Origin of the sequence: Rhodoferax sp. WC2427 (assembly GCF_040822085.1) — a bacterium.
In the GTDB taxonomy this organism is placed as follows: domain Bacteria; phylum Pseudomonadota; class Gammaproteobacteria; order Burkholderiales; family Burkholderiaceae_C; genus Rhodoferax_B.
Genome location: NZ_CP162006.1, coordinates 1,516,775 through 1,538,842 on the forward strand (window position 1 = coordinate 1,516,775; position 22,068 = coordinate 1,538,842).

General features: G+C 62.2%; 20 protein-coding genes. 16 read left to right on the top strand and 4 right to left on the bottom strand.

What is annotated here, in order from left to right; genetic code table 11:
• The first annotated feature begins 5 nt into the window (after positions 1-5).
• The 3 genes from clpX (at position 6) to AB3G31_RS07290 (ending at position 5,418) form a co-directional block, all read left to right on the top strand.
• Positions 6-1,271, top strand: coding sequence for an ATP-dependent Clp protease ATP-binding subunit ClpX (gene clpX / locus AB3G31_RS07280; RefSeq protein ID WP_315189983.1), 1,266 nt, complete (start codon positions 6-8; stop codon positions 1,269-1,271).
• A gap of 98 nt (positions 1,272-1,369) precedes the next feature.
• Complete coding sequence (gene lon / locus AB3G31_RS07285; protein ID WP_367849523.1) at positions 1,370-3,796, top strand: endopeptidase La; 2,427 nt, start codon at positions 1,370-1,372, stop codon at positions 3,794-3,796.
• A gap of 158 nt (positions 3,797-3,954) precedes the next feature.
• Complete coding sequence (locus AB3G31_RS07290; RefSeq protein WP_367849524.1) at positions 3,955-5,418, top strand: DEAD/DEAH box helicase; 1,464 nt, start codon at positions 3,955-3,957, stop codon at positions 5,416-5,418.
• Between the two features lie 52 nt (positions 5,419-5,470).
• On the opposite strand, the gene AB3G31_RS07295 is transcribed toward AB3G31_RS07290, so the two are convergent.
• Positions 5,471-6,316 carry a symmetrical bis(5'-nucleosyl)-tetraphosphatase gene (locus AB3G31_RS07295; RefSeq protein ID WP_367849525.1) on the bottom strand — a complete coding sequence of 282 codons (846 nt, stop codon included), beginning with the start codon at positions 6,314-6,316 and terminating at the stop codon, positions 5,471-5,473.
• Positions 6,317-6,339: 23 nt separating this feature from the next.
• On the opposite strand from AB3G31_RS07295, the gene AB3G31_RS07300 reads away from it, so the two are divergent.
• On the top strand, positions 6,340-7,638 hold the full coding sequence (locus AB3G31_RS07300) for a hemolysin family protein (protein WP_367849526.1): 1,299 nt from the start codon (positions 6,340-6,342) through the stop codon (positions 7,636-7,638).
• Here the strand turns inward: AB3G31_RS07300 and AB3G31_RS07305 are convergent.
• Entirely contained in the window at positions 7,635-8,891 is a 1,257-nt protein-coding gene (locus AB3G31_RS07305; protein WP_367849527.1) for a PilT/PilU family type 4a pilus ATPase, read from the bottom strand. The genes AB3G31_RS07300 and AB3G31_RS07305 overlap by 4 nt on opposite strands.
• A 78-nt stretch (positions 8,892-8,969) precedes the next feature.
• Positions 8,970-10,010 carry a phosphoribosylformylglycinamidine cyclo-ligase gene (gene purM / locus AB3G31_RS07310; RefSeq protein ID WP_367849528.1) on the bottom strand — a complete coding sequence of 347 codons (1,041 nt, stop codon included), beginning with the start codon at positions 10,008-10,010 and terminating at the stop codon, positions 8,970-8,972.
• Positions 10,011-10,197: 187 nt separating this feature from the next.
• Here purM and AB3G31_RS07315 point away from each other — a divergent pair, with 187 nt between their 5' ends.
• The 5 genes from AB3G31_RS07315 to folK are packed head-to-tail and all read left to right on the top strand — an operon-like array spanning position 10,198 to position 14,645.
• A complete protein-coding gene (locus AB3G31_RS07315; RefSeq protein WP_367849529.1) occupies positions 10,198-11,268 on the top strand; it encodes an AI-2E family transporter in 1,071 nt (356 codons plus the stop codon).
• Positions 11,269-11,274: 6 nt separating this feature from the next.
• Complete coding sequence (gene hda, locus AB3G31_RS07320; protein WP_367849530.1) at positions 11,275-11,946, top strand: DnaA regulatory inactivator Hda; 672 nt, start codon at positions 11,275-11,277, stop codon at positions 11,944-11,946.
• 11 nt (positions 11,947-11,957) lie between these two features.
• The gene (locus tag AB3G31_RS07325) at positions 11,958-12,632 is read left to right on the top strand and encodes an HAD family hydrolase (protein ID WP_367849531.1); all 675 of its coding nucleotides are present in this window, start codon (positions 11,958-11,960) and stop codon (positions 12,630-12,632) included.
• The gene (pcnB, locus tag AB3G31_RS07330) at positions 12,629-14,170 is read left to right on the top strand and encodes a polynucleotide adenylyltransferase PcnB (protein WP_367849532.1); all 1,542 of its coding nucleotides are present in this window, start codon (positions 12,629-12,631) and stop codon (positions 14,168-14,170) included. The genes AB3G31_RS07325 and pcnB overlap by 4 nt, the downstream gene beginning before the upstream one ends.
• Complete coding sequence (gene folK, locus AB3G31_RS07335; RefSeq protein WP_367849533.1) at positions 14,082-14,645, top strand: 2-amino-4-hydroxy-6-hydroxymethyldihydropteridine diphosphokinase; 564 nt, start codon at positions 14,082-14,084, stop codon at positions 14,643-14,645. Before pcnB ends, folK begins: the two co-directional genes overlap by 89 nt.
• Positions 14,646-14,851: 206 nt before the next feature.
• Here folK and AB3G31_RS07340 read toward each other — a convergent pair whose 3' ends face one another.
• Positions 14,852-15,049 carry a hypothetical protein gene (locus AB3G31_RS07340; RefSeq protein WP_367849534.1) on the bottom strand — a complete coding sequence of 66 codons (198 nt, stop codon included), beginning with the start codon at positions 15,047-15,049 and terminating at the stop codon, positions 14,852-14,854.
• A 241-nt stretch (positions 15,050-15,290) separates the two neighbouring features.
• On the opposite strand from AB3G31_RS07340, the gene AB3G31_RS07345 reads away from it, so the two are divergent.
• Genes AB3G31_RS07345 through AB3G31_RS07375 form a run of 7 tightly spaced genes read left to right on the top strand, consistent with a single transcriptional unit; the run spans position 15,291 to position 21,895 of the window.
• Complete coding sequence (locus AB3G31_RS07345) at positions 15,291-16,064, top strand: GDSL-type esterase/lipase family protein (RefSeq protein WP_367849535.1); 774 nt, start codon at positions 15,291-15,293, stop codon at positions 16,062-16,064.
• Positions 16,065-16,073: 9 nt separating this feature from the next.
• A complete protein-coding gene (locus AB3G31_RS07350) occupies positions 16,074-17,513 on the top strand; it encodes an MBOAT family O-acyltransferase (RefSeq protein ID WP_367849536.1) in 1,440 nt (479 codons plus the stop codon).
• The gene (locus tag AB3G31_RS07355) at positions 17,513-18,571 is read left to right on the top strand and encodes a hypothetical protein (protein ID WP_367849537.1); all 1,059 of its coding nucleotides are present in this window, start codon (positions 17,513-17,515) and stop codon (positions 18,569-18,571) included. The genes AB3G31_RS07350 and AB3G31_RS07355 overlap by 1 nt, the downstream gene beginning before the upstream one ends.
• 34 nt (positions 18,572-18,605) lie before the next feature.
• Positions 18,606-18,848: an acyl carrier protein gene (locus tag AB3G31_RS07360; protein WP_367849539.1), complete on the top strand. Its 243-nt coding sequence runs from the start codon at positions 18,606-18,608 to the stop codon at positions 18,846-18,848.
• On the top strand, positions 18,845-19,279 hold the full coding sequence (locus AB3G31_RS07365; protein ID WP_367849540.1) for a MaoC/PaaZ C-terminal domain-containing protein: 435 nt from the start codon (positions 18,845-18,847) through the stop codon (positions 19,277-19,279). The genes AB3G31_RS07360 and AB3G31_RS07365 overlap by 4 nt, the downstream gene beginning before the upstream one ends.
• Positions 19,266-19,964, top strand: coding sequence for an SDR family NAD(P)-dependent oxidoreductase (locus AB3G31_RS07370; protein ID WP_367849541.1), 699 nt, complete (start codon positions 19,266-19,268; stop codon positions 19,962-19,964). The genes AB3G31_RS07365 and AB3G31_RS07370 overlap by 14 nt, the downstream gene beginning before the upstream one ends.
• Positions 19,961-21,895, top strand: a complete 1,935-nt coding sequence (locus AB3G31_RS07375) for an HAD-IIIC family phosphatase (RefSeq protein ID WP_367849542.1) — start codon at positions 19,961-19,963, stop codon at positions 21,893-21,895. The genes AB3G31_RS07370 and AB3G31_RS07375 overlap by 4 nt, the downstream gene beginning before the upstream one ends.
• Positions 21,896-22,068 lie beyond the last annotated feature (173 nt).

Consider the following 22,068-nt stretch of genomic DNA (forward strand, 5'->3'; position numbering starts at 1 on the left):
CCTCCATGGCCGAGAAAAAAGGCTCCTCCAGCGAAAAAACCCTGTACTGCTCCTTCTGCGGCAAAAGCCAGCATGAAGTGAAGAAGCTGATTGCAGGGCCTTCGGTGTTTATTTGCGACGAATGCATCGACCTGTGCAACGACATCATCCGTGATGAACTGCCCGCAGGCACCGAAGCCCGCGATGCGGGTGCCGCGCTGCCCACGCCGGTCGACATCAAGAATAACCTGGACAACTACGTCATTGGCCAAGAGGTTGCCAAACGCACCTTGGCGGTGGCGGTGTACAACCACTACAAGCGCCTGCGCCACAAGGAAACCGCCAAAAAGGACGAGATCGAGCTGACCAAGAGCAACATCTTGCTGATTGGCCCCACCGGCTCCGGCAAAACCCTGCTGGCCCAAACGCTGGCCCGTATGCTGGACGTGCCCTTCGTCATGGCCGACGCCACCACCCTGACCGAAGCCGGTTACGTGGGCGAAGACGTGGAAAACATCGTCGCCAAGCTGCTGCAAAGCTGCAATTACGAAGTCGAGCGGGCCCAGCGTGGCATTGTCTACATCGACGAGATCGACAAGATTTCGCGCAAGTCAGACAACCCCTCCATCACCCGCGACGTGTCGGGTGAGGGCGTGCAGCAGGCCTTGCTCAAGCTCATCGAAGGCACCATGGCCAGCGTGCCGCCGCAGGGCGGGCGCAAGCACCCCAACCAGGATTTCCTGCAGGTCGATACAACCAACATCCTGTTCATCCTGGGCGGCGCGTTCTCCGGGCTGGAAAAAGTCATCGGCAACCGTACCGAGTCGTCGGGCATCGGTTTTGGCGCTGCGGTCAAAAGCAAGGCGCAGCGCAGCCTGACCGAAGTGTTCCGCGATGTCGAACCCGAAGATCTGATCAAGTTTGGCCTGATTCCCGAGCTGGTGGGCCGCATGCCGGTGGTTGCCACCCTGGCCGAGCTCAGCGAAGACGCGCTGGTGCAGATCCTGACCGAGCCCAAGAACGCCCTGGTCAAGCAGTACAGCAAGCTGCTGGCCATGGAAGGCGTGGACCTGGAAATCCGTCCGTCGGCGCTCAAAGCCATCGCCAAGAAGGCGCTGGCCCGCAAGACCGGCGCGCGTGGCCTGCGCTCGATTCTGGAACTGTCCTTGATCGACACCATGTTTGATCTGCCCACCAACCACAATGTGGATAAAGTGGTGGTGGACGAGTCGACGATCGACGAAAACAAGCCGCCGCTGCTGGTCTACCGCGAAGCTGCCAAGAAGGCCTGATAGGAGTCAACTGGCCCGCGTGCCCTAAATAGAGTGTGCGGGCCAGTTGAAAATTACCGCAAGAAGTCCATATTCAACAGGTTACTCAAAGGATCTTCATGTCCGGACACACTCCACTCCCTGCCGAACCTCTCGACCTGCCCCTGTTGCCGCTGCGCGACGTGGTGGTCTTCCCCCATATGGTGATTCCCCTGTTTGTGGGGCGTCCCAAGAGCATCAAGGCACTGGAAGCCGCGATGGAGTCCGACCGCCGCATCATGCTGGTGGCCCAAAAGGCTGCCGCCAAGGACGAGCCTTCGGTGTCCGACATGTTCGACGTCGGCTGCATCTCCACCATTTTGCAGATGCTCAAGCTGCCCGACGGCACGGTCAAGGTGCTGGTGGAAGGCCAGCAACGGGCCCGCGTCAACCACATCGAGGACGGTGAGTCGCATTTCACGGCCAACACCACGCCGGTGGTGACCCCCGCGCCGGTGCAAAAGACTACCGAGATCGAGGCCCTGCGCCGCGCCGTGATGCAGCAGTTTGACCAGTACGTCAAACTCAACAAGAAGATCCCGCCCGAGATCCTGACCTCGATCTCCAGCATTGACGACCCTGGTCGCCTGGCCGACACCATCGCCGCCCATTTGCCGCTCAAGCTCGACAGCAAGCAGGTGGTGCTGGACCTGTCCGACGTGCGCGAGCGCCTGGAAAATCTTTACGGCCAGCTCGAACGCGAAGTCGACATTCTGAATGTCGACAAGAAGATCCGTGGCCGCGTCAAACGCCAGATGGAGAAGAACCAGCGCGACTTCTACCTGAACGAGCAGGTCAAGGCCATCCAGAAAGAACTGGGCGAAGGCGAAGAGGGCGCGGACATCGACGAGATCGAGAAAAAGATCAAGCTCGCCAAGATGTCCAAAGAGGCCCTGAAAAAGGCCGAGGCCGAGCTCAAAAAGCTCAAATTGATGTCGCCCATGTCGGCCGAGGCCACCGTGGTGCGCAATTACATCGACGTGCTCACCGGCTTGCCGTGGAGCAAGAAGACCAAGATCAAGCACGACCTGCGCCACGCCGAGGGGGTGCTCAACGAAGACCATTTCGGGCTGGACAAGGTCAAGGACCGCATTCTGGAATATCTGGCGGTGCAGCAGCGCGTGGACAAGGTCAAGGCACCCATCCTGTGCCTGGTGGGCCCTCCTGGCGTGGGTAAAACCTCGCTGGGCCAGTCGATTGCCAAGGCCACCGGGCGCAAATACGTGCGCATGGCCCTGGGCGGCATGCGCGACGAGGCCGAAATCCGCGGCCACCGCCGTACCTACATCGGTGCGCTGCCGGGCAAGGTGCTGCAAAGCCTGAGCAAGATCGGCACGCGCAATCCTTTGTTTTTGCTCGATGAAATTGACAAACTCGGCACGGATTTCCGTGGCGACCCGTCGAGCGCGCTGCTGGAAGTGCTGGACCCTGAGCAAAACCACACTTTTGGTGACCACTACGTGGAAGTGGACTTCGATCTGAGCGACGTGATGTTTGTCGCCACCTCGAACTCCATGAACATTCCTTCGGCCCTGCTGGACCGCATGGAAGTGATCCGCCTGTCGGGCTACACCGAAGACGAAAAGACCAACATCGCCGTCAAATACCTGCTGCCCAAGCAGTTGAAGAACAACGGCCTGGCCGAGTCGGAGCTGTTGGTGAGCTTTGAAGCAGTGCGCGACATCGTGCGCTACTACACCCGGGAGGCGGGCGTGCGGTCGCTGGAACGTGAACTCTCCAAGATCTGCCGCAAGGTGGTCAAGGGCTTGCTGCTGAAAGAAATGCAGCCGCAGGTCAAGGTAACCGCCGACAACCTCAACGACTACCTGGGGGTGCAAAAGTACAGCTACGGCCGTGCCGAGCAGCAAAACCAGATTGGCCAGGTTGTGGGTTTGGCCTGGACCGAAGTCGGTGGCGATTTGCTCACCATCGAAGCGGCCATCATGCCCGGCAAGGGCGTGATCACCCGTACCGGTTCGCTGGGCGACGTGATGAAAGAGTCGGTGGAAGCGGCCCGCACCGTGGTGCGCAGCCGTTCCAAGCGCCTGGGCATCAAGGACGAAGTGTTCGAGAAGAAGGACATCCACATCCACGTGCCCGATGGCGCAACGCCCAAGGACGGCCCCAGCGCGGGCGCGGCCATGACCACGGCCTTTGTGTCGGCCCTGACCGGTATTCCGGTGCGTGGCGATGTGGCCATGACGGGTGAAATCACCCTGCGCGGCGAAGTCACGGCCATCGGTGGCCTGAAAGAAAAGCTGCTGGCCGCGTTGCGTGGTGGCATCAAGACGGTGCTGATTCCCGAAGAAAACGCCAAGGACCTGCAGGACATTCCCGAAAATGTCAAAAACGGCCTGGAAATCATTCCTGTGAAATGGATTGACCAGGTGCTGGAAGTGGCCTTGGAGCGCATGCCCCAGCCTCTGCCGGATGAAGAGCCGGTAGCAGTGGCCCCTGCGGCCCTGGAGACGGCTGTGGCAACGCCTGCGGTGTCCGTCAAGCACTAGCGGACAGCGTACCGAAACGGGGGCCGATGGTGCGTTTGCGCCATCGGCCCTCGGTCGTTTCAGACCCGGTTTTGCAAATTCAGAGATAATCGGGGTTTACCCACGCCACGTGGGTGCAATTTGCTATTGTTTGAATAGCCACAACCCTTCCGGAATTGATGAGCGATACCCCCCTGGATTCTTTCTCGCAGCTGCAGCTTGCAGAACCCCTGTCACGTGCCGTGGCCGACATGGGCTACACCGCCATGACACCCATCCAGGCGCAAGCCATTCCGGTGGTGTTGCAAGGGCGCGATGTCATGGGCGCCGCCCAGACTGGCACCGGCAAGACGGCGGCCTTTTCGCTGCCTTTGCTGCAACGCATGCTCAAGCATGAAAACGCCTCTACCTCGCCCGCCCGCCATCCGGTGCGGGCCCTGGTGCTGTTGCCCACGCGCGAGCTGGCCGACCAGGTGGCCCAGGCCGTCAAGGCGTATGCCAAGCACACCAACCTGCGCAGCGCCGTGGTGTTTGGCGGCATGGACATGAAGCCGCAGACGCTGGAGCTGAAAAAAGGCGTCGAGATTCTCGTCGCCACCCCCGGCCGCCTGCTGGACCACATCGAAGCCAAAAACGCGGTGCTCAACCAGGTCGAGTACGTGGTGCTGGACGAAGCCGACCGCATGCTCGACATCGGCTTCCTGCCCGACCTGCAACGCATTCTGAGCTACCTGCCCAAGCAGCGCACCACCTTGCTGTTTTCGGCCACGTTCTCGCCCGAAATCAAGCGCCTGGCCAGCAGCTACCTGCAAGACCCGGTCACGATCGAAGTGGCCCGCTCCAATGCCACCGCTTCCACGGTGGAGCAGCATTTCTACAGCGTCAACGCCGACGACAAGCGCCGTGCCCTGCACCAGGTGCTCAAGGCGCGTGGCATGAAGCAGGCCTTTGTGTTTGTGAACAGCAAGCTGGGCTGTGCCCGGCTGGCCCGTTCGCTGGAAAAAGAAGGCCTGAAAACCACCGCTTTGCACGGCGATAAAAGCCAGGACGAGCGCCTGAAGGCCCTGGACTCCTTCAAAAAAGGCGAAGTGGACCTGCTGGTGTGTACCGATGTAGCCGCCCGCGGCCTGGACATCAAGGACGTACCCGCTGTGTTCAACTTTGACGTGCCGTTCAACGCCGAAGACTATGTGCACCGTATTGGCCGCACTGGCCGTGCTGGTGCATCCGGCCTGGCAGTGAGCTTTGTGGCGGGCAGCGATGCACGCTTGGTGGCCGATATCGAGAAGCTGATCAAGACCAAGATCGAACTCGAACCCATGGAATTCGAAGAAGACACCCCCAAGATCCGTGAGCAAGGCCGTATCAACGATGGCCGTCGCGCCTGGGGTGGTGACGATCCCCGCGATGTGATTGATGCGCCGCGCCCCCCACAACATAGCGCGCGCCCCCAGCAGCAGCGCCACAGCGCCCCACGCGATCCGTTCTTTGACAAGCCCTACGAGGCACCTGCCGCCACGGCCGCGCCCACCTGGGAAGCGGCGGCCAAGCACGCCACCGTACGCGGTATTTCCGCCAACATCAAGCCCAAGCGCAAGGTTGCGGCTTTGTTCAAGGCCGTTGTCCAGCCGGTAGCAGCCTGACTTTCATGGGCTCGGGTGCAGAGCACCCCGAGCCCATGAAATTTGTTTTGCGTTAATTGCCCGGGCGCTGCGCCTGCTCGCAGCGCACCTGGATGAGCTCGTTGGCGGCGGGGCTGGCCCCGATCTTCAGCGCACTCAGCGAACCACCCCACACACAGCCGGTGTCCAGCGACAGCACGTCGCTGCGGCCCAACCAGCCCAGCGTAGACCAATGGCCGAAGGCCACGGCCATATGGGCGGTTTTTCGGCCCGGCACCTCGAACCACGGCAGATAGCCCTCCGGGCGTGCGCCTGCACCTTCTTTGCTGTCAAATTCCATGACCCCGTCGGTGGTGCAAAAGCGCAACCGTGTCAGCGCGTTCACGATCACCCGCAGGCGGTCGGCCCCTTGCAGGGCTTCGTTCCATTGCACCGGGGTATTGCCGTACATCTGTCCCAGAAACGCTGCCAGGTTGGGCCCGCGCAGCACCGTTTCCACTTCGCCCGCCAGCGCCATGGTCTGGGCCGCGCTCCAGCCGGGCAGCACGCCGGCGTGCACCATCAGGATGTCCTGGCCCTCCAGCGTCTCGCGCATGGCCATGCGCTGGTGGCGTAGCCAGTCGAGCAAGGCGCCGCGGTCTGGGGCCTGCAGGATGCCTTGTAGCGTGTCATGGCGGTGGGTGGGCCGTATGCCATGGGCGGCGGCCAGTAAATGCAGGTCGTGGTTGCCCAACAGGCAGCGGGCGGCGTCACCGTAGCCCTGCAGGCGGCGCAGCACCTCCAGAGACGATGGGCCGCGGTTGACCAGATCGCCCAGAAAAAAAAGCGTGTCGCGGCTGGGTGAGAAGTCCAGTCGGTCCAAAAGCCGTTGCAGCGGGCTGTCACAGCCCTGCAAATCACCAATCATGTAAAGTGCCATGTGTTCATTTTCTTTGAAGATTCATGGATTTATTGCTGATTTTGCTGTTGACCTTGCTCAACGGCGTGTTTTCGATGTCAGAACTGGCACTGGCGTCCAGCCGTAAGGCGCGGTTGACGGCCATGGCCGAGTCGGGCGACAAGGGGGCCCAAGCTGCCCTGGTGCTGCTTGAAAACCCGACCCAGTTTTTGTCTTCGGTGCAAGTCGGCATCACCTCGATCGGCATGGTCAACGGTATTTTGGGCGAGGCCGCTTTCAGCGATGGCGTGTCGGCCTGGGTTCAGAGCTTTGGTGTGGCCGTAGGGGCTGCCGATGTCACCGCCACGGTCGTGGTGGTCACGGCCATTACTTTCCTCACCATCGTGTTTGGCGAGCTGGTGCCCAAGCGCATCGGCCAGTTGTATCCCGAACTCGTGGCGCGGCATGTGTCGCGCCCCATGACCTACGTGGCCACCGGGGCCAAACCCTTTGTGCGCCTGCTGTCGGTCAGCACCCATGCGGTGCTCAAGCTGCTGCGCATCGACAACGCAGCGGGACGGGCCGTCACCGAGGAAGAAATCGTGGCCAGCCTGGAGGAGGGCGTGGATGCGGGCGTGATCGAGCAGCACGAGCACCAGATGGTGCAAAACGTGTTCCGGCTGGACGAACGCCCCCTGACCTCGCTGATGGTGCCGCGCACCGATATGGAGTGGCTGGATGCCTCGCACACCGTGGCGCAGTGCCTGCAAAGGGCCAGCAGCACGGACAACAAGGGTTCGCACTCCTGGTACCCGGTATGCCGGGGCTCGCTGGACGATGTGGTCGGGGTGATCAGCGTGGGCCGCCTGCTGGAGCTGGGCGCCGATCTGCCTGGCCCCGTGGAGCCCCATGTGCTGCCTGCTGCGTTCCTGCCTGAGACCCTGAGCGGCATGGAGCTGCTGGAGCAGTTCCGCGCCAAGTCGGGCCGCATGGTGTTTGTGGTGGACGAATACGGCGTGGTGCAGGGCCTGATGACCCCGCGCGACCTGCTGGAGGCCATCACCGGCGAGCTGCAGCCCGGCGCGCAGGCCGATGCCTGGGCCACCCAGCGCGAAGACGGTTCCTGGCTGCTGGACGGGCTGATGCCGGTCAACGAGCTCAAATCGCGGCTGGACATCAAAGACCTGCCGGAAGAAGACCGGGGCCGCTACAACACCGTGGCAGGCCTGCTGATGTCGGTTTCGGGCCGCATGCTGTCCACCGCCGAGCGCATCGAGTGCGCGGGTTGGGTGTTTGAAGTGGTGGACCTGGACGGCAAGCGCATCGACAAGGTCTTGGCCACCGTCCTCGCCGAAACGGACTAACCTTTTGCCTGCCGCAGCCGGGCCAACTGCTCGTCTTCCAGCTGGCGGCGTTTTTGCTGCTGTTTGAGCAGTTCTTCGGCGCGCAGGGCTTCCAGCTCTTCGGCTGACAGCGCTTTGTCAAAGGTCAGCTCCGTACCGCCCGCGCTGGCGGGCTCGCCCCGGGCGCTCTTGAGCTTCATGTTCAGGCGCAGCTCGTTGGTGGAGTCGGCGTTGCGCAGCGCCTCCTCGTAGGAGATGTGGCCGTCGTTGTACAGCTCGAACAGGGCCCAGTCGAAGGTGCGCATGCCCAGCTCGCGCGACTTCTCCATCAGCGCCTTGAGGTCGCCAAACTGGCCCTTGAAGATCCGGTCCGCCACCAGCGGCGTATTGAGCAAAATCTCGACCGCGGCGCGGCGGCCCTTGCCGTCTTCGGTGCGCACCAGCCGCTGCGACACGATGGCCCGCAGATTGGCCGACAAATCCATCAGCAGCTGGTTGCGCCGCTCTTCGGGGAAGAAGTTGATGATGCGGTCCAGCGCCTGGTTGGCGCTGTTGGCGTGCAGTGTGGCCAGGCACAGGTGGCCGGTTTCGGCAAAGGCGATCGCATGCTCCATGGTCTGCGGATCGCGGATTTCGCCGATCAGAATCACGTCCGGGGCCTGGCGCAGGGTGTTTTTCAGCGCGTGGTGCCAGGAATGCGTGTCCACCCCCACCTCGCGGTGGCTCACCAGCGACATCTTCGAGGTGTGCACGTACTCCACCGGGTCTTCTACGGTGATGATGTGGCCGCCCGAGCTGCTGTTGCGGTGGTCGATCATGGCCGCCAGCGAGGTCGATTTGCCCGACCCCGTGCCGCCCACCACCAGCACCAGCCCGCGCTTGTGCATGATGACTTCCTTCAGCACCGGCGGCAGCGCCAGGGTGGCGAAGCTGGGGATCTCGGCCGCGATGGTGCGGATCACCATGCTGACGTTTTGCTGCTGCACAAACACATTCACCCGGAACCGCGCCACGCCCGGCAGCGCCATGGCGAAGTTGCACTCCATTTCCTTGGCGAACTCGGCGTTTTGCCGCTCATTCATCAGCGCCTGGGCCAGCATGCGGGTCACGTCGCCGCTGAGCTTTTGGGCCGACAGCGGTTTCATCTCGCCGTGCGCCTTCATGCTGGGCGCGAAGTCGCTGGCGATGAACAGGTCCGAGCCACCCGCCTGGTGCATCGCCGCCAGCAGCTTGTGCATGTAACTGCGGGCCTGGTCTTCGGTGAGTGCGGACATGGCAGCTTTCGGGTTGCTACAGTTTAAATAGCTGCTTGCGCTGATGGAATAAGCGCAAGAGGCCTATTTTTTATAAATTTACGCCACCACGACGGCAGCCCCTTCGCCGCGCGCGCCGATCACACCGATCTCGAAAACGGCCTCGCCCAGCGTGCGCAGGGTGGCTGCCGTGGCGGCTGCGTTCGCCGCGTCCACCACCACCACCATGCCGATGCCGTTGTTGAAGGTGCGGTTCATCTCGAAGTCGTCGATACCGGCGGTTTGCTGCAGCCAGGCGAACAGCTCGGTCTGGGGCCAGCTGCCCTTGACCAGGTGCGCCGCGGTGCCTTCAGGCAGCACGCGCGGGATGTTTTCCAGCAGGCCGCCGCCGGTGATGTGGGCCAGGGCCTTGATGGGGTGTTCGGCCAGCGCGGCCAGTACGTTCTTCACGTACAGGCGGGTGGGCTCCATCAGGGCCTGCTTGAAGGGCTTGCCGTCCAGCGTGGCGGGGGCGGCATCGCCTGCGCGTTCGATGCACTTGCGCACCAGGCTGAAGCCATTGGAATGGACGCCGCTGCTGGCCAGGCCCAGCACCACGTCGCCGGGCTGGATGTCGCGGCCCGTCAAGATCTTGGATTTTTCGACCGCGCCCACGGCAAAACCGGCCAGGTCGTACTCGCCCGCCGGGTACATGCCGGGCATTTCGGCGGTTTCGCCGCCAATCAGCGCACAGCCGCTCAGTTCGCAGCCCTTGGCGATGCCGCCCACCACGGCGGCGGCGGTGTCCACGTCCAGCTTGCCACAGGCAAAGTAGTCCAGGAAAAACAGCGGCTCGGCACCCTGCACCAGCACGTCATTGACGCTCATGGCCACCAGGTCGATGCCCACGGTATCGTGCATGTTCCACTCAAACGCCAGGCGCAGCTTGGTGCCCACGCCGTCGGTGCCGCTCACCAGCACCGGCTCCTTGTAGCGCTTGGGCACTTCAAACAGCGCGCCAAAGCCGCCAATGCCCGCCAGCACGCCTTCGCGCATGGTCTTTTTGGCCAGGGGTTTGATGCGCTCGACCAGCGCGTCGCCTGCGTCGATATCGACCCCTGCGTCTTTGTAGGAGAGGGGGGCGGTGTGGGAAGTGGTCATGGTCAGGGCGTTCACACGGGGTGAATTTGGAGGTGAAGGGCTTTAACAAAGCCCAGATATCAGGGCCGGCGGGATTTGTCCGCGTAGCCCTCTACAATTTGCACGGATTTTAAGGGCAGGCGGCATGCTGCCGAATCTGCCCGAATGTCCATTTCTGTTCCACCCTGGTCCCCACGCCCTCCACCTGATGCAATTCACCTCTACCCAACGGCGTGCCCTGGCCTGGTTCTCGATCGCGGTCGTGGCCGTGCTGGCCCTGTGGCTGCTGGGGCCGGTGCTGACCCCGTTTGTGGTGGCAGCCGTGCTGGCCTACATGCTCACGCCCCTGGTGGACCGGCTCGACAGCCTGTGCCGGGGCCGCGTGCCGCGCGTGCTGGCCGTGGCCTTGGTGGAACTGCTGTTCATTGTGGTGCTGCTGGCCATCGTGCTGCTCATCGTGCCCATTCTGTTCAAGGAAGCACCGTTGATGCGCGAGCAGTTGCCGCTGCTGCTGGAGGGCCTGACCACCTGGCTGAAGCCGCTGCTGGCCCAGCTGGGCGTCAAGGTGGCGCTGGACCCGGTCAGCATCAAGGCCTTTGTGCTCAAGTACCTCAACGCCAACGTCGATGTGGCGCTGGGCTCCTTGTTGTCGTCGGTGCAGCTGGGCGGCAGCGTGGCCATGGCGGTGCTGGGCAACCTGGTACTGATTCCGGTGGCGCTGTTTTACCTGCTGATGGACTGGGACCGCTTCATCCTCCAACTGGTGTCCTTGGTGCCCACCCGCCTGCGCCCCGGATTTGACAGCTTCATGGACGAGGCCGACCTGGTGCTGGGCCAGTACCTGCGCGGCCAGCTGCTGGTGATGCTGATCATGGCGGCGTTTTACGCCATCGGCCTGTCGCTGTTTGGGCTGGACCTGGGCCTGCCGATCGGCCTGTTCACCGGGCTGGCCATGTTTGTGCCCTACCTGGGCTTCGGCGTGGGCCTGGTGCTGGCCGCGCTGGCCGGGGTGCTGCAGTTTGCGTCCGTCAAGGCGGTGGTGATGGTGGCCGTGGTGTACGGCGTGGGCCAGTTCGTGGAGAGCCTGTTTCTCACGCCACGGCTGGTGGGCGAGCGCATCGGCCTGCACCCGCTGGCGGTGATATTTGCCCTGCTGGCGTTTGGCCAGGTGTTTGGCTTTGTCGGCATTTTGGTGGCCTTGCCCGCCAGTGCCGTGCTGCTGGTGGCCATACGCCGCATCCGCGGCAGTTATCTGGCCAGCCGGCTGTACCAAGGTTAGCCCCGTATGCAGCAACTGGTCTTGGATATCGGCCTGGGCACCAGCCCCTCGCTGGCCAACTTTTTTGGCGGCCCCAACGCGGCTGCCTTGCAGCACGTGCAGCAGGCCGTGGTCGATACCGGCCGCCCGCTGCAAACCTATCTCTGGGGCGGGCCCGCCACCGGCAAAACCCATATGCTGCGCGCTGTGCGTGAGGCCTACCGGGTGCAGGCCGCCCGCGTCGGCTGGATGGACCCCAGCGTCTACGAGCCGCCCGAATTCGACGACACCTGGGCCGCTGTGTTGCTGGACGACGTGCACCTGTACAACCCGGCGCAGCAGCACATGGCCTTCAAATGGTTTGTCAACGCGCAAACCTGCAGCTGCTGGGTGCTGGGCGCGGGCGACGTGCCCCCGGCCGATCTGCAGCTGCGCGAAGACCTGCGCACCCGCCTGGGCGGTGGCAACGTGTTTGCCCTGCAACTGCTCAGCGAAGCCGAGCTGCGCACCGTGTTGGCACAGGAGGCACAGGCCCGTGGCGTGCACTTGAGCGCCGAGGTGGTGGACTACCTGCTGCGCCGCTTCAGCCGCGACCTGGGCAGCCTGATGCAGCTGCTGGAGCACCTGGACCGCTACGCCCTGCAAACCCAGCGCGCCATCACCATCCCCCTGGTTAAATCCATGCTGGAGACAATTTGAAAGAAGCACCCATGAAACTGGCCCTGTTTGACCTGGACCACACCCTGCTGCCCCTGGACTCGGACTACGCCTGGGGCGAGTTCACCACCGCCATCGGCTGGACCGACGCGCAGGTGTTCAAGCAACGCAACGACTACTTTTATGCCCACTACAAGGCCGGCACGCTCGATATTGTGGAATACGTGCTGTTTGCCACCGAGGCCGCGCGCAAGCACGGTGCTGCAAAATCGATAGCTGCTCACGCTGATTTCATGCGCACTACCATCCTCCCGGCCATACAGCCGGTAGCCCGCGATCTGCTCAAAAAGCACCAGGATGCCGGCGACCAGGTGGTCATCGTCACTGCCACCAACGCCTTTGTCACCCGCCCCATTGCCGATGCTTTGGGCGTGGCCGAACTCATTGCGGTCGACCTGGAGCACGGTGCCGACGGCTGGATCACCGGCCAGATCCAGGGCGTGCCGTCCTTCCGCGAAGGCAAGATCACCCGCGTCGAAGACTGGCTGGCTGCACGGGGCCTGGGGTGGCAAGACGTGGAGGCCACCTTCTACTCCGATTCCATCAACGACCTGGCTCTGCTCGAAAAAGTGCAGCACCCCATCGCCACCAATCCCGACGAGCGCCTGCGCGCCATCGCCAGCCAGCGCGGATGGCGCATACTGGACTTGTTTACAGAGCAACCATGATCAAGACATTCATCGACAAAATTCTCGGCAAAAAGCCTGCCGCCGCCAAAATGCCCAAGTTTGGCAAGCGCGTCGAAATCCCCGTATCCGAGCACGGCATTAACCCCAACCTGGTCGACGAGCGCGCCCTCAACGTGGTCAGCACCCTGCAGCAAGCGGGGTTTGAAGCCTACATCGTCGGCGGTGCCGTGCGCGACCTGCTGGTCGGCCTGCGCCCCAAAGACTTCGACGTGGCCACCAACGCCACGCCCGAGCAGGTCAAGGGCCTGTTTCGCCGCGCCTTCATCATCGGGCGGCGCTTTCGCATCGTCCACGTGGTCTATGGCCGGGGCCGCGAAAACGAAGTCATCGAAGTCTCCACCTTCCGCGCCTACATGGACAATGCCGCCGCCGAGCAGGTCGCGGGCAACGAGCGCACCAGCAAGAGCGAGCTGGCCAACATGAAGCACGCGGTCGATGCCAGTGGCCGCGTCCTGCGCGACAACGTCTGGGGCCCGCAGGAAGAAGACGCGGTCCGCCGCGACTTCACCATCAACGCCATGTACTACGACCCCAAAAGCCAGATCGTGGTGGACTACCACGGCGGCCTGAAGGACAGCAAAAACCACACCATCCGCATGATCGGCGACCCCGCTACCCGCTACCGCGAAGACCCGGTGCGCATCATCCGCGCCGTGCGTTTTGCCGCCAAGCTCGGGCCCTTGGGCTTTACCCTGGAGCCCAAGACCGCCGCTCCGCTGGTGCATTCGCAAAAGCTGCTGGCCGACGTGCCGCAAAGCCGCCTGTTCGACGAAATGCTCAAGCTGCTGCAAACCGGCCACGCTGTGGCCACCATCGCCCAGCTGCGCAAGCTCGGCATGGCCACCGGCATCTACCCGCTGCTGGATGTGGTGGTGGAGCGCGCCGACCAGCCCTTTGTGCTGGCCGCCCTGCAAGACACCGACCGCCGGGTGGGCGAGGGCAAGCCCGTCGCGCCCAGCTTCCTGCTGGCCTGCGTGCTGTGGGCCGACGTGCGCGACGGCTGGGCCACCCGCTCGGGGCAACAGCCCTCGTTTGCGGCCCTGCAAGACGCCGTGGAAGACGTGTTCAATGCCCGCATTGGCGACGTATCGGGCCGGGGCCGCCTGGCCGGCGACATGCGCGAAACCTGGCTGATGCAACCCCGCTTCGAGAAGCGCGTGGGCAGCGGCCCCTACGGCATGATCGACCAGCCGCGCTTCCGCGCCGCCTTTGACTTCATGCGCCTGCGCGCCGATGCCGGAGAAGTGGACCAGCTCATCGCCGACTGGTGGCAAGAATTCACCACCGGCAGCGACGACCAACGCGAAGACCTGCTGGCCCAGGCCCGCGAAGAGCAGACCCGCCGCCAAAAGCCGGTGCGCGTGCCGCGTGTGGTGCCCGTGGTCAGTGCCACGGCGTCTGTAGATCTGGCACCCCAGGCCGACCCCGATGCCGCGCCTAAAAAACGCCGCCGCCGCCGCAAGCCCAGCGGTGGTGTTGGTAGTGGTGGTGGTGCCGCGCCAGGCTCCGATGCCTGAGTTGCACCTTACCCCCGTCACCGCCTACATCGCCATGGGTGCCAACCTGGGCGATGCCGCCAGCACCGTGCGCAAGGCCATGGACAGCATCCATGCCTTGCCGGGCACCGAAGTGGTGCGCCGATCGGCGCTGTACCTCACCACGCCCATCGACTCGGACGGGCCCGACTACGTCAACGCCGTTGTAGAAGTTTTAACCACTCTGTGCGCGCCGCATCTGCTGGAGCAGCTACAAAATGTAGAGCGTTCAGCAGGCCGCAAGCGCCCCTACCGCAACGCGCCACGCACTTTGGACTTGGATATTTTGTTGTATGGCCACGGCCAGATCGACAGCCCGACCCTGGTGGTGCCGCATCCCCGCATGTGGCAGCGCGCCTTTGTGCTGCGCCCCTTGGCCGAGATCGCCCCAGACCGGGTCAGCCCCAAACAGCTTCGGGCGGTGCGGGACCAGGATGTTGAGCGGCTGCCTGCTTAGCCCAATGCATGCGGTGCAGCCGGACCAATGCCTGGCGGCGGCTTACCGAAAGAAGTTCTGTTGGTTTATTGCGACAATCGTAAGAAATTCGATTGTTTGAAGGCATTTTTGCTTGGTCTAGAGCTTGGCGCGGGGCTCTGGCAAAACGGCTAAGCCGTTTAAAGCGGGTGGCTAGCTACTGCTGGCCTGAAGCCATTGCCGCGGGCTTATTTGCCCGAGCGACGCACCACGATCGTGACCATCATGGCCAGGGCGGCCAGCATCATCGCCAGCGTGGACTGGGTTTCAGCAGAGGCTTCGGTCAGCAGGCTGGCACCCTCAGCCAAGTCAGACATGTAGGGCAGCACTGCGCTGGCTGCGCCAGCGATGGCCGATAGCGTGGCAAATATGACCCATTTTTTCATGACGTAATCCTTTGGAAAAACCTCTTCGAGGGGCTCCCGAAAGTGTCTTTGTTCGCCAAATGATAGCTTATGTTGCGTTGCAGCAATGGGTTTGATGCAATTATTTACGAAGATTTCCTAACACCGACTATGCCGTGGTGCCTTGGGAGTAACCCTCAACCCAAAGCTGCGGTAATAATGCGTTTCAAAAATAGATCACATCCGGAGCTTGTTTTGTCTGTTTCCATGGTGAACCTACCCAATGTCTAAACTCTTACCTTCGCTGCTGCTGTGCGCCGCCGCCGTGGCCTCTTGCGGCGTGGCGGTGGCCCAAAGCGCTGGCGCCGTAGCGCCAGCAGCCACCCCGGTGCAAGACGGTCCCACCCCTTTCCCCAAAGACTTCAAGGACTGGCCAGGCAAGGGCGCCATACGCGTTTTTGGCTGGATGAACGACAACCGCAAGGCCTTCTGGCAAGAGCGTGCGCGCAAGCAGGGCAGTGTGGTGTTTGCGGGCGACTCGCTGGTGGGGGGCTGGAGCACTTTGGCCAAAGACCTGCCCGGTCTAACGGTGGCGAACCGGGGCATTGGCAGCGAAACCACGCGCGGTTTGCTGTTTCGCTTCCAGGAAGATGTGCTGGACCTGCACCCCAAAGCCATCGTGCTGTTGACCGGGTCTAACGACCTGAGTGCATTGCAGGATGTGCAGCTAAGCCGTAGCAACCTCACCGACATACTTGATAAAGCCGAGAAGCAAATGCCCGGCGTCCCTGTCGTGCTGTGTACGGTACCGCCACGTAACCATCCACAGTCTCCGGTAGACCCACGCCAGGTAGTCGAACTCAACAAGCTCATCGCGTCCGTCGCCCAAGGCCGCAAGAATGTGGTGGTACTAGACTTGCATGCCTTGCTGGTCGACCCGGACGGCTCACCCCACGCCGAATACTTTGGTGCAGACAAGTTGCACATCTCTCCCCTGGGTTACCAGCATGTGCGTGACGCGCTATTGCCGGTACTAAAACAGTTCAATCTAGGCTGAATCGCATCCGTGGCATTTACTTCCCTGACCTTTATTGCTTTTGTCGCAGCCGTCGTGCTGCTTTTTAATGCGACGAACCAACCCGTTGTTCGCAGCACGGTTTTGCTGGGTGCCAATGGCGTTTTCATCTGGTACTACATCGATAGCGCCATCCAGCTCCTACCTCTGGCGGCATTTTTGCTGGTGTGCTACGGGATGATTGAGGTGGTGCGGCGCAGCCGTTCTGCGCCCAGCCTGTGGTGTGGCCTGGCCGTTGCCGTCACAGCATTCATCTATCTGAAGAAGTTCGGTTTTCTGGATGCTTCATGGTTGCTGCCTTTTCCCTATCTGATCATTGGCTTGTCTTATGTACTGTTTCGGGTCTTGCACCTCATGGTCGACGCCAAGCAGGGCGAGCTGGCGCGCCCGATTTCGCTGCTGAATTTTTTGAATTACACCTGCAATTTCCTCACCTTTGTGGCGGGGCCTATCCAGCGGTACCAGGACTACATGCGATTCAAGGACCAGGCCTTGGTACTGGACGAAGCCCGGGTGTTCCAGGCCTTTGCCCGGGTCATTTTGGGTTTTGTAAAAGTCGGCGTGGTGTCGGCCATCTTCAAATACCTGTTCGACAGCCTATCTGAGCGCGTACTCGACACTGCGGCAGCCCCGGCGTGGCCCATGTTTTGCGCACTGTTTGTGGGTGCAGCCGTGTGCTACACGGTCTATCTGTACTCCAATTTCGCGGGCTACATGGACATCGTGATTGGTGTCGGAGAACTGATGGGCATGCAACTGCCCGAAAACTTCAACCGGCCGTTTTTGGCGCGCAGCTTTCTCGACTTCTGGTCGCGTTGGCACATGACCTTGTCGGACTGGTTCAAAACCTATGTTTTCAACCCCTTGCTAACGGTGTTGGCGACACGATTCACTTCGCCCAAAGCCGGCCCGTATCTCGGCGTGGTGGCGTTTTTTGTAACCTTTTTGATCATGGGTGTGTGGCACGGCACCACCTCGGTGTTTGTGGTTTACGGCTTGCTGATGGGGGCTGGTGCCAGCATCAACAAGCTTTGGCAAGTGATGATTGTTAAACGCCTGGGCAAGAAGGCCTACAAGGCCCTGGCAGAAAAAGCGTTGTCGATCTACTTTTCGCGCGGGCTCACGCTGGCCTACTTTGCGCTGGCGCTAACCTGCCTGTGGGTTGATATGCCACAGCTTCTGGCCTTGCTTCAGCGTCTGGGCGTAGTGGGCTGCCTGGTGAGCTATCTGGTGCTGGCAGTCCTGGCCGGTGGCATGTTTTATGTGTGGGACATGCTGATGGGGCGCATTGCGCCGTTGCGGATGCGCTGGACCCAAGCTTCCAGCGGTGTGCTCGCGCGCAACGTGGTGCTGGCACTGCAAATACTATTAATTGCGACAGTGGCCTCGTTCTTCCACAAGGCTCCAGAATTTGTTTACCGGGCGTTTTGATGAAGTTGATTTTTAAGCAAATAGGGCTGCTGCTTAGCGCGTTGATCGCCTTGTACGGCCTGCTGCTTGTGGTGTGTCTGCTGTGGGTGCCGCGTTCTGATCTGGGCCAACGGCTCAACGCCGGCAGCGCCGGGTCGTCGCTGTTTTTGACCGAACCCAAGTATGTATTCATGGCGCGATCCCAGCTTAATTCTCTGGACGACAAGGCCATTTTGGTGGGCGCTTCCAATATGCTGGTCGGCTTCAAGCAGGCCCAGGTGCAGGCCCTGGTGCCGGGCATGCAGGTGCACAACCTGTCGGTAGGCGGCTCCAACATCACGCAGATCAACCAGATCGTCGACCTGGTCCGCGAAGTGCAAACCCCCGATGTACGTCGCCACAACACCTGGGTGATTGGCCTGTGGTACGGCGTTTTTGCCGAAGACCGCGCCCGCTGGTTCACCCCGGACCGGCATGGCGGCGACACCGACATCGACATCGAGCGTTACCGCTACGGCTTTTACCGCCGCACCGAGGCTGGCCCCCAGGCGGTACTGCCACCCCAATACCTAGATATTGGTACAACGCTCATACATCCGTACCTGGTGCTCGACCGCGCTGCCCGCGACCTGACCGGCGCACTGCGCGCATTTCTGTCTGGCCGTTCCCCTGGTCTCACGGATGCCCAGCGCAATGCCACCGTCTTGAGTGCAGAGCAGCAGCACAAGTATTTTGATTTTTGGAGAGGGTATATGGGCGATACCGACACCTTGACGGACCCGCCCTTTCAGGTGATGGAGGCCATGGTCAACGGCATCCTGGCCGATGGCGGGCGGGTGGTGCTGGTAGACATGGCCATCCCCCAGTGGCACGAGCAAGGCTCTCCGCTGTGGGCCGATTACCGCCGCAGGGTGGACCCGCTGCTTGCCAAATTGCAGGCCCATGCGGCAGTCAAGGTGCTGAAAATGGATGACGCAACCGCCGATGCCGACTTCAGCGACGAGGTGCACCCCAAGCCACGGGCCACCCCAGCCTGGGCGCAGCGCCTGGCCACAGTATTGAATACCCCGACTCCCTGAGACAATGCAACAACCGATTTAACAGAAGGCTGCCATGGAACTCGAATCAATTTACGCAAAGCTCACCGCTATTTTTCACGATGTGTTCGACGATGAAAGCATCAAAGTCACGCCCGAGCTCACCGCCGATGATGTCGACGAATGGGACAGCCTGGCCCACATTCGGCTGGTTTTAGCCATCGAGAAAAAATTCGGCCTGAAGTTCTCGGCCGCCGAAGTGGGCCGCCTCAAGAACGTCGGTGAATTTGTAGCTTTGATCCAATCCAAGGCGCAATGACCCGCCAGCCACAGGCGCTGGCTCTGCCATTGGGGGAGCTGACCGAGGGCCTGCGGGCCGTGGTCGATTTCACCATCAGCGCCCCGCAAATGCAGCAGTTTGCCGAGTTGTCGGGCGACTACAACCCCCTGCACACCGATGCCGAGTTTGCGCGTGGCAAAGGCTTTGAAGGTGCAGTGGTGTATGGGGCCCTGATGGTGGCCAAGGTGTCGCAGCTCATAGGTATGCAACTGCCAGGACGCAACAGCGTCTGGGCCAGCGTGGCGCTGGAGTTTCGCAAACCCCTCTATGTGGACCAGCCTGCACAGGCCGAGGGCATTGTCGAAGAAGTCTCGGACTCCACCGGCATGGTCGTTTTGAAATTAACCGTGCGTGCGGCTGGCAAAGTGCTGGCCAAGGGCAGGGCGGAGGTCATCGTTGGACGCACATAAGATAGATGCACAGAAGTGGTTTCTGGTTTCGGGTGGTTCTGGCGGCATAGGCGCTGCCGTCTGCGATTCGCTCGCCGCCCACGGCTACACGCCCTTGGTGGGCTACCACCGTAACGCTGCCGCAGCCCAAGTCGTGGCACAGCGCTGTGGCGGCCAGGCTCTGGCGCTGGACTTGTCAAGTGACGCCTCCATCCAGGCGGCAGTTGCCCAACTGGAAACCCTGCCGGAGCTGGCAGGCGTGGTGCTGGCAGGCTCCCCCCCGCTTTCGCTCTTACCCTTTGGCAAGATCAGTGCCGACGAAATGCAGCAGCAGTGGCAAGTCAATGTGCTGGGCCCACAGCGCCTGTTGGCCGAACTTGTTCGCCGTTGCTTTCGCAAGCACAAAAAGGGTGCCGTTGTGGGCGTGTTGACCCAGGCCATGGGTAACGGCACAAACGGCATAGAGGGTGCTTCATCTGGCATGGGTGCTTACGTCATTGCCAAGCACGGCATGGCGGGCATGCTGGCCATGCTGGCCGCAGACTATGCTTGGCTGCGGGTGCGGGCTGTGAAGCCCGGCTACACAGAAACCCCCATGCTCGACGCATTTGACGAACGCTTTCTGGCCACCCAGCGCGAGAAAGCACCATTCCAGACGCCTGCACAGGTGGCGTCGCTCATTGTTGAGGAGGCCATTGGCGCATGAGCAACCAACTTTATTCCCAGCTGGGCTGGCTGCAAGCTGCACCAGAAGACTTTTCCACCCAGTGCCGCCAACTGCTGGCCGAACCTGCCCACCTCGGCTTGCGCCTGCAGCACCTGGCCAACCACGCGCTGGACGAAAACCAACTGAACCGCCTGGCCAAAGTGGTCCAAAAGGCCCGTGACGGTGGCCTGTCCATGGCGCCGCTGGTGCCGTTTCGCATCGGTATCTTGAGCAACGCCACCTCGCACTTCATCGTGCCCGCGCTGGTGGCTACCGCCGCCCGCCACGGCATCGCGCTGGAATGCATCGAAGCCGACTTCGACCAGGTCATGCAAGAAGCCTTGTCGCCCGACTCCACCATCAACCAAGCCCAATGCGATGCCGTACTGGTGGCCGTGGACTACCGGGGCCTGCCCCTGAATGCCGCGCTGGGTGATACCCAGGCTGCCCAAAACGCCGTGCAAGCCGCCCTGGGCCACATGGCCATGATCCGCAACGGCCTGCGCGCCAATAGCAAGGCCATCTGCATCCTGCAAACCCTGCCGCGCCCGGTAGAGTCATCGTTTGGCAGCTTTGACATGGTGCTGCCCGGTACTCCGCGCCAGCTGATCGACGAGGTGAACCGCGGCATCGCCCAAAGCGTGGCAGGTACCGAAGACCTGCTGCTCGACGTAGCCCACCTGGCCGAAACCGTGGGTCTGGCCGACTGGCACGACGCCACGCTGTGGAACATGGCCAAAATGCCCTTTTCCAGCGAATTCTTGCCGCTGTATGCCGACCATGTTTGCCGCCTGGTGGCCGCCTTGCGCGGCAAAAGCCGCAAGTGCCTGATCCTGGACCTGGACAACACCGTCTGGGGCGGCGTGATTGGCGACGACGGCCTGGACGGCATCGTCATCGGCCAGGGCGATGCCACCGGCGAGGCGCACCTGCACGTGCAGCGCACCGCCTTGGCTCTGCGCGACCGTGGCGTGGTGCTGGCGGTATCGTCCAAAAACACCGACAACATCGCCCGCCAGCCCTTCCAGAAGCACCCCGAAATGCTGCTGCGCGAAGACCACATCGCCGTCTTCCAGGCCAACTGGAACGACAAGGCCACCAACATCAAAGCCATCGCTGAAGAACTGTCTTTGGGCTTGGACGCCATGGTGTTCCTGGACGACAACCCCGTAGAGCGCGGCCTGGTGCGCAAAATGCTGCCCCAGGTGGCCGTGCCCGAGCTGCCCGACAACGCCGCGCTATACGCCCGCACGCTGCTGGCCGCGGGCTACTTTGAGGCCATCGCCTTCTCGGGTGAAGACCGCAAACGCGCCGAGTTCTACCAGGACAACGCCCGCCGCGTCACCCTGCAAAAGCAGGCAGGCGACGTCGATGCCTACCTGGTGTCGCTCAACATGCAGATGACCCTGCAACCGTTTGACGACACCGGCCGCGCCCGCATCGCCCAGCTCATCAACAAATCCAACCAGTTCAACCTCACCACCCGCCGCTACACCGAAGCCGACGTGGCCGCCGCGCAGCAAGACCCCAACGCCTTTACCCTGCAAGTGCGACTGGCCGATGCCTTTGGCGACAACGGCATGATCAGCGTGCTGATCTGCCGCCGCCAGCAGGCCGACTGGGACATCGACACCTGGCTCATGAGCTGCCGCGTACTGGGCCGCAAGGCCGAAACCGCCGTGCTGCAAGAACTCATCACCCAGGCCCGCGCGCAGGGCATTCAACGCCTCATAGGCCGCTACCTGCCCACCGAGAAAAATAAGCTGGTCGAAGACCACTACGCCAAACTCGGCTTCACCCTGGTGGACAAACACGCAGACGGCAGCACCGTGTGGGAACTGCACGTGCAAGACGCACCGCTGGTAGACCTGCCTATTGCCATCGCGCGCCTCGGCCTCGCGCCAGTGTCGGCTGAAGTAGCGAAGGCTTGATGTTTTGACCGCCCACCAGCCCGCCCAAGGGACTCCACCCCGCGCCATCCTGCTGCTCACCTACATCTCGCCTTTGCAAAAGTGGGGTTCGGCCAAGCGCTCGCGGTTTCTGATCGACGCCTTGAGCGGCATGGCTCGGTGGAGGTGCTGGCGCTGAGCTTTGTAGATGGCCC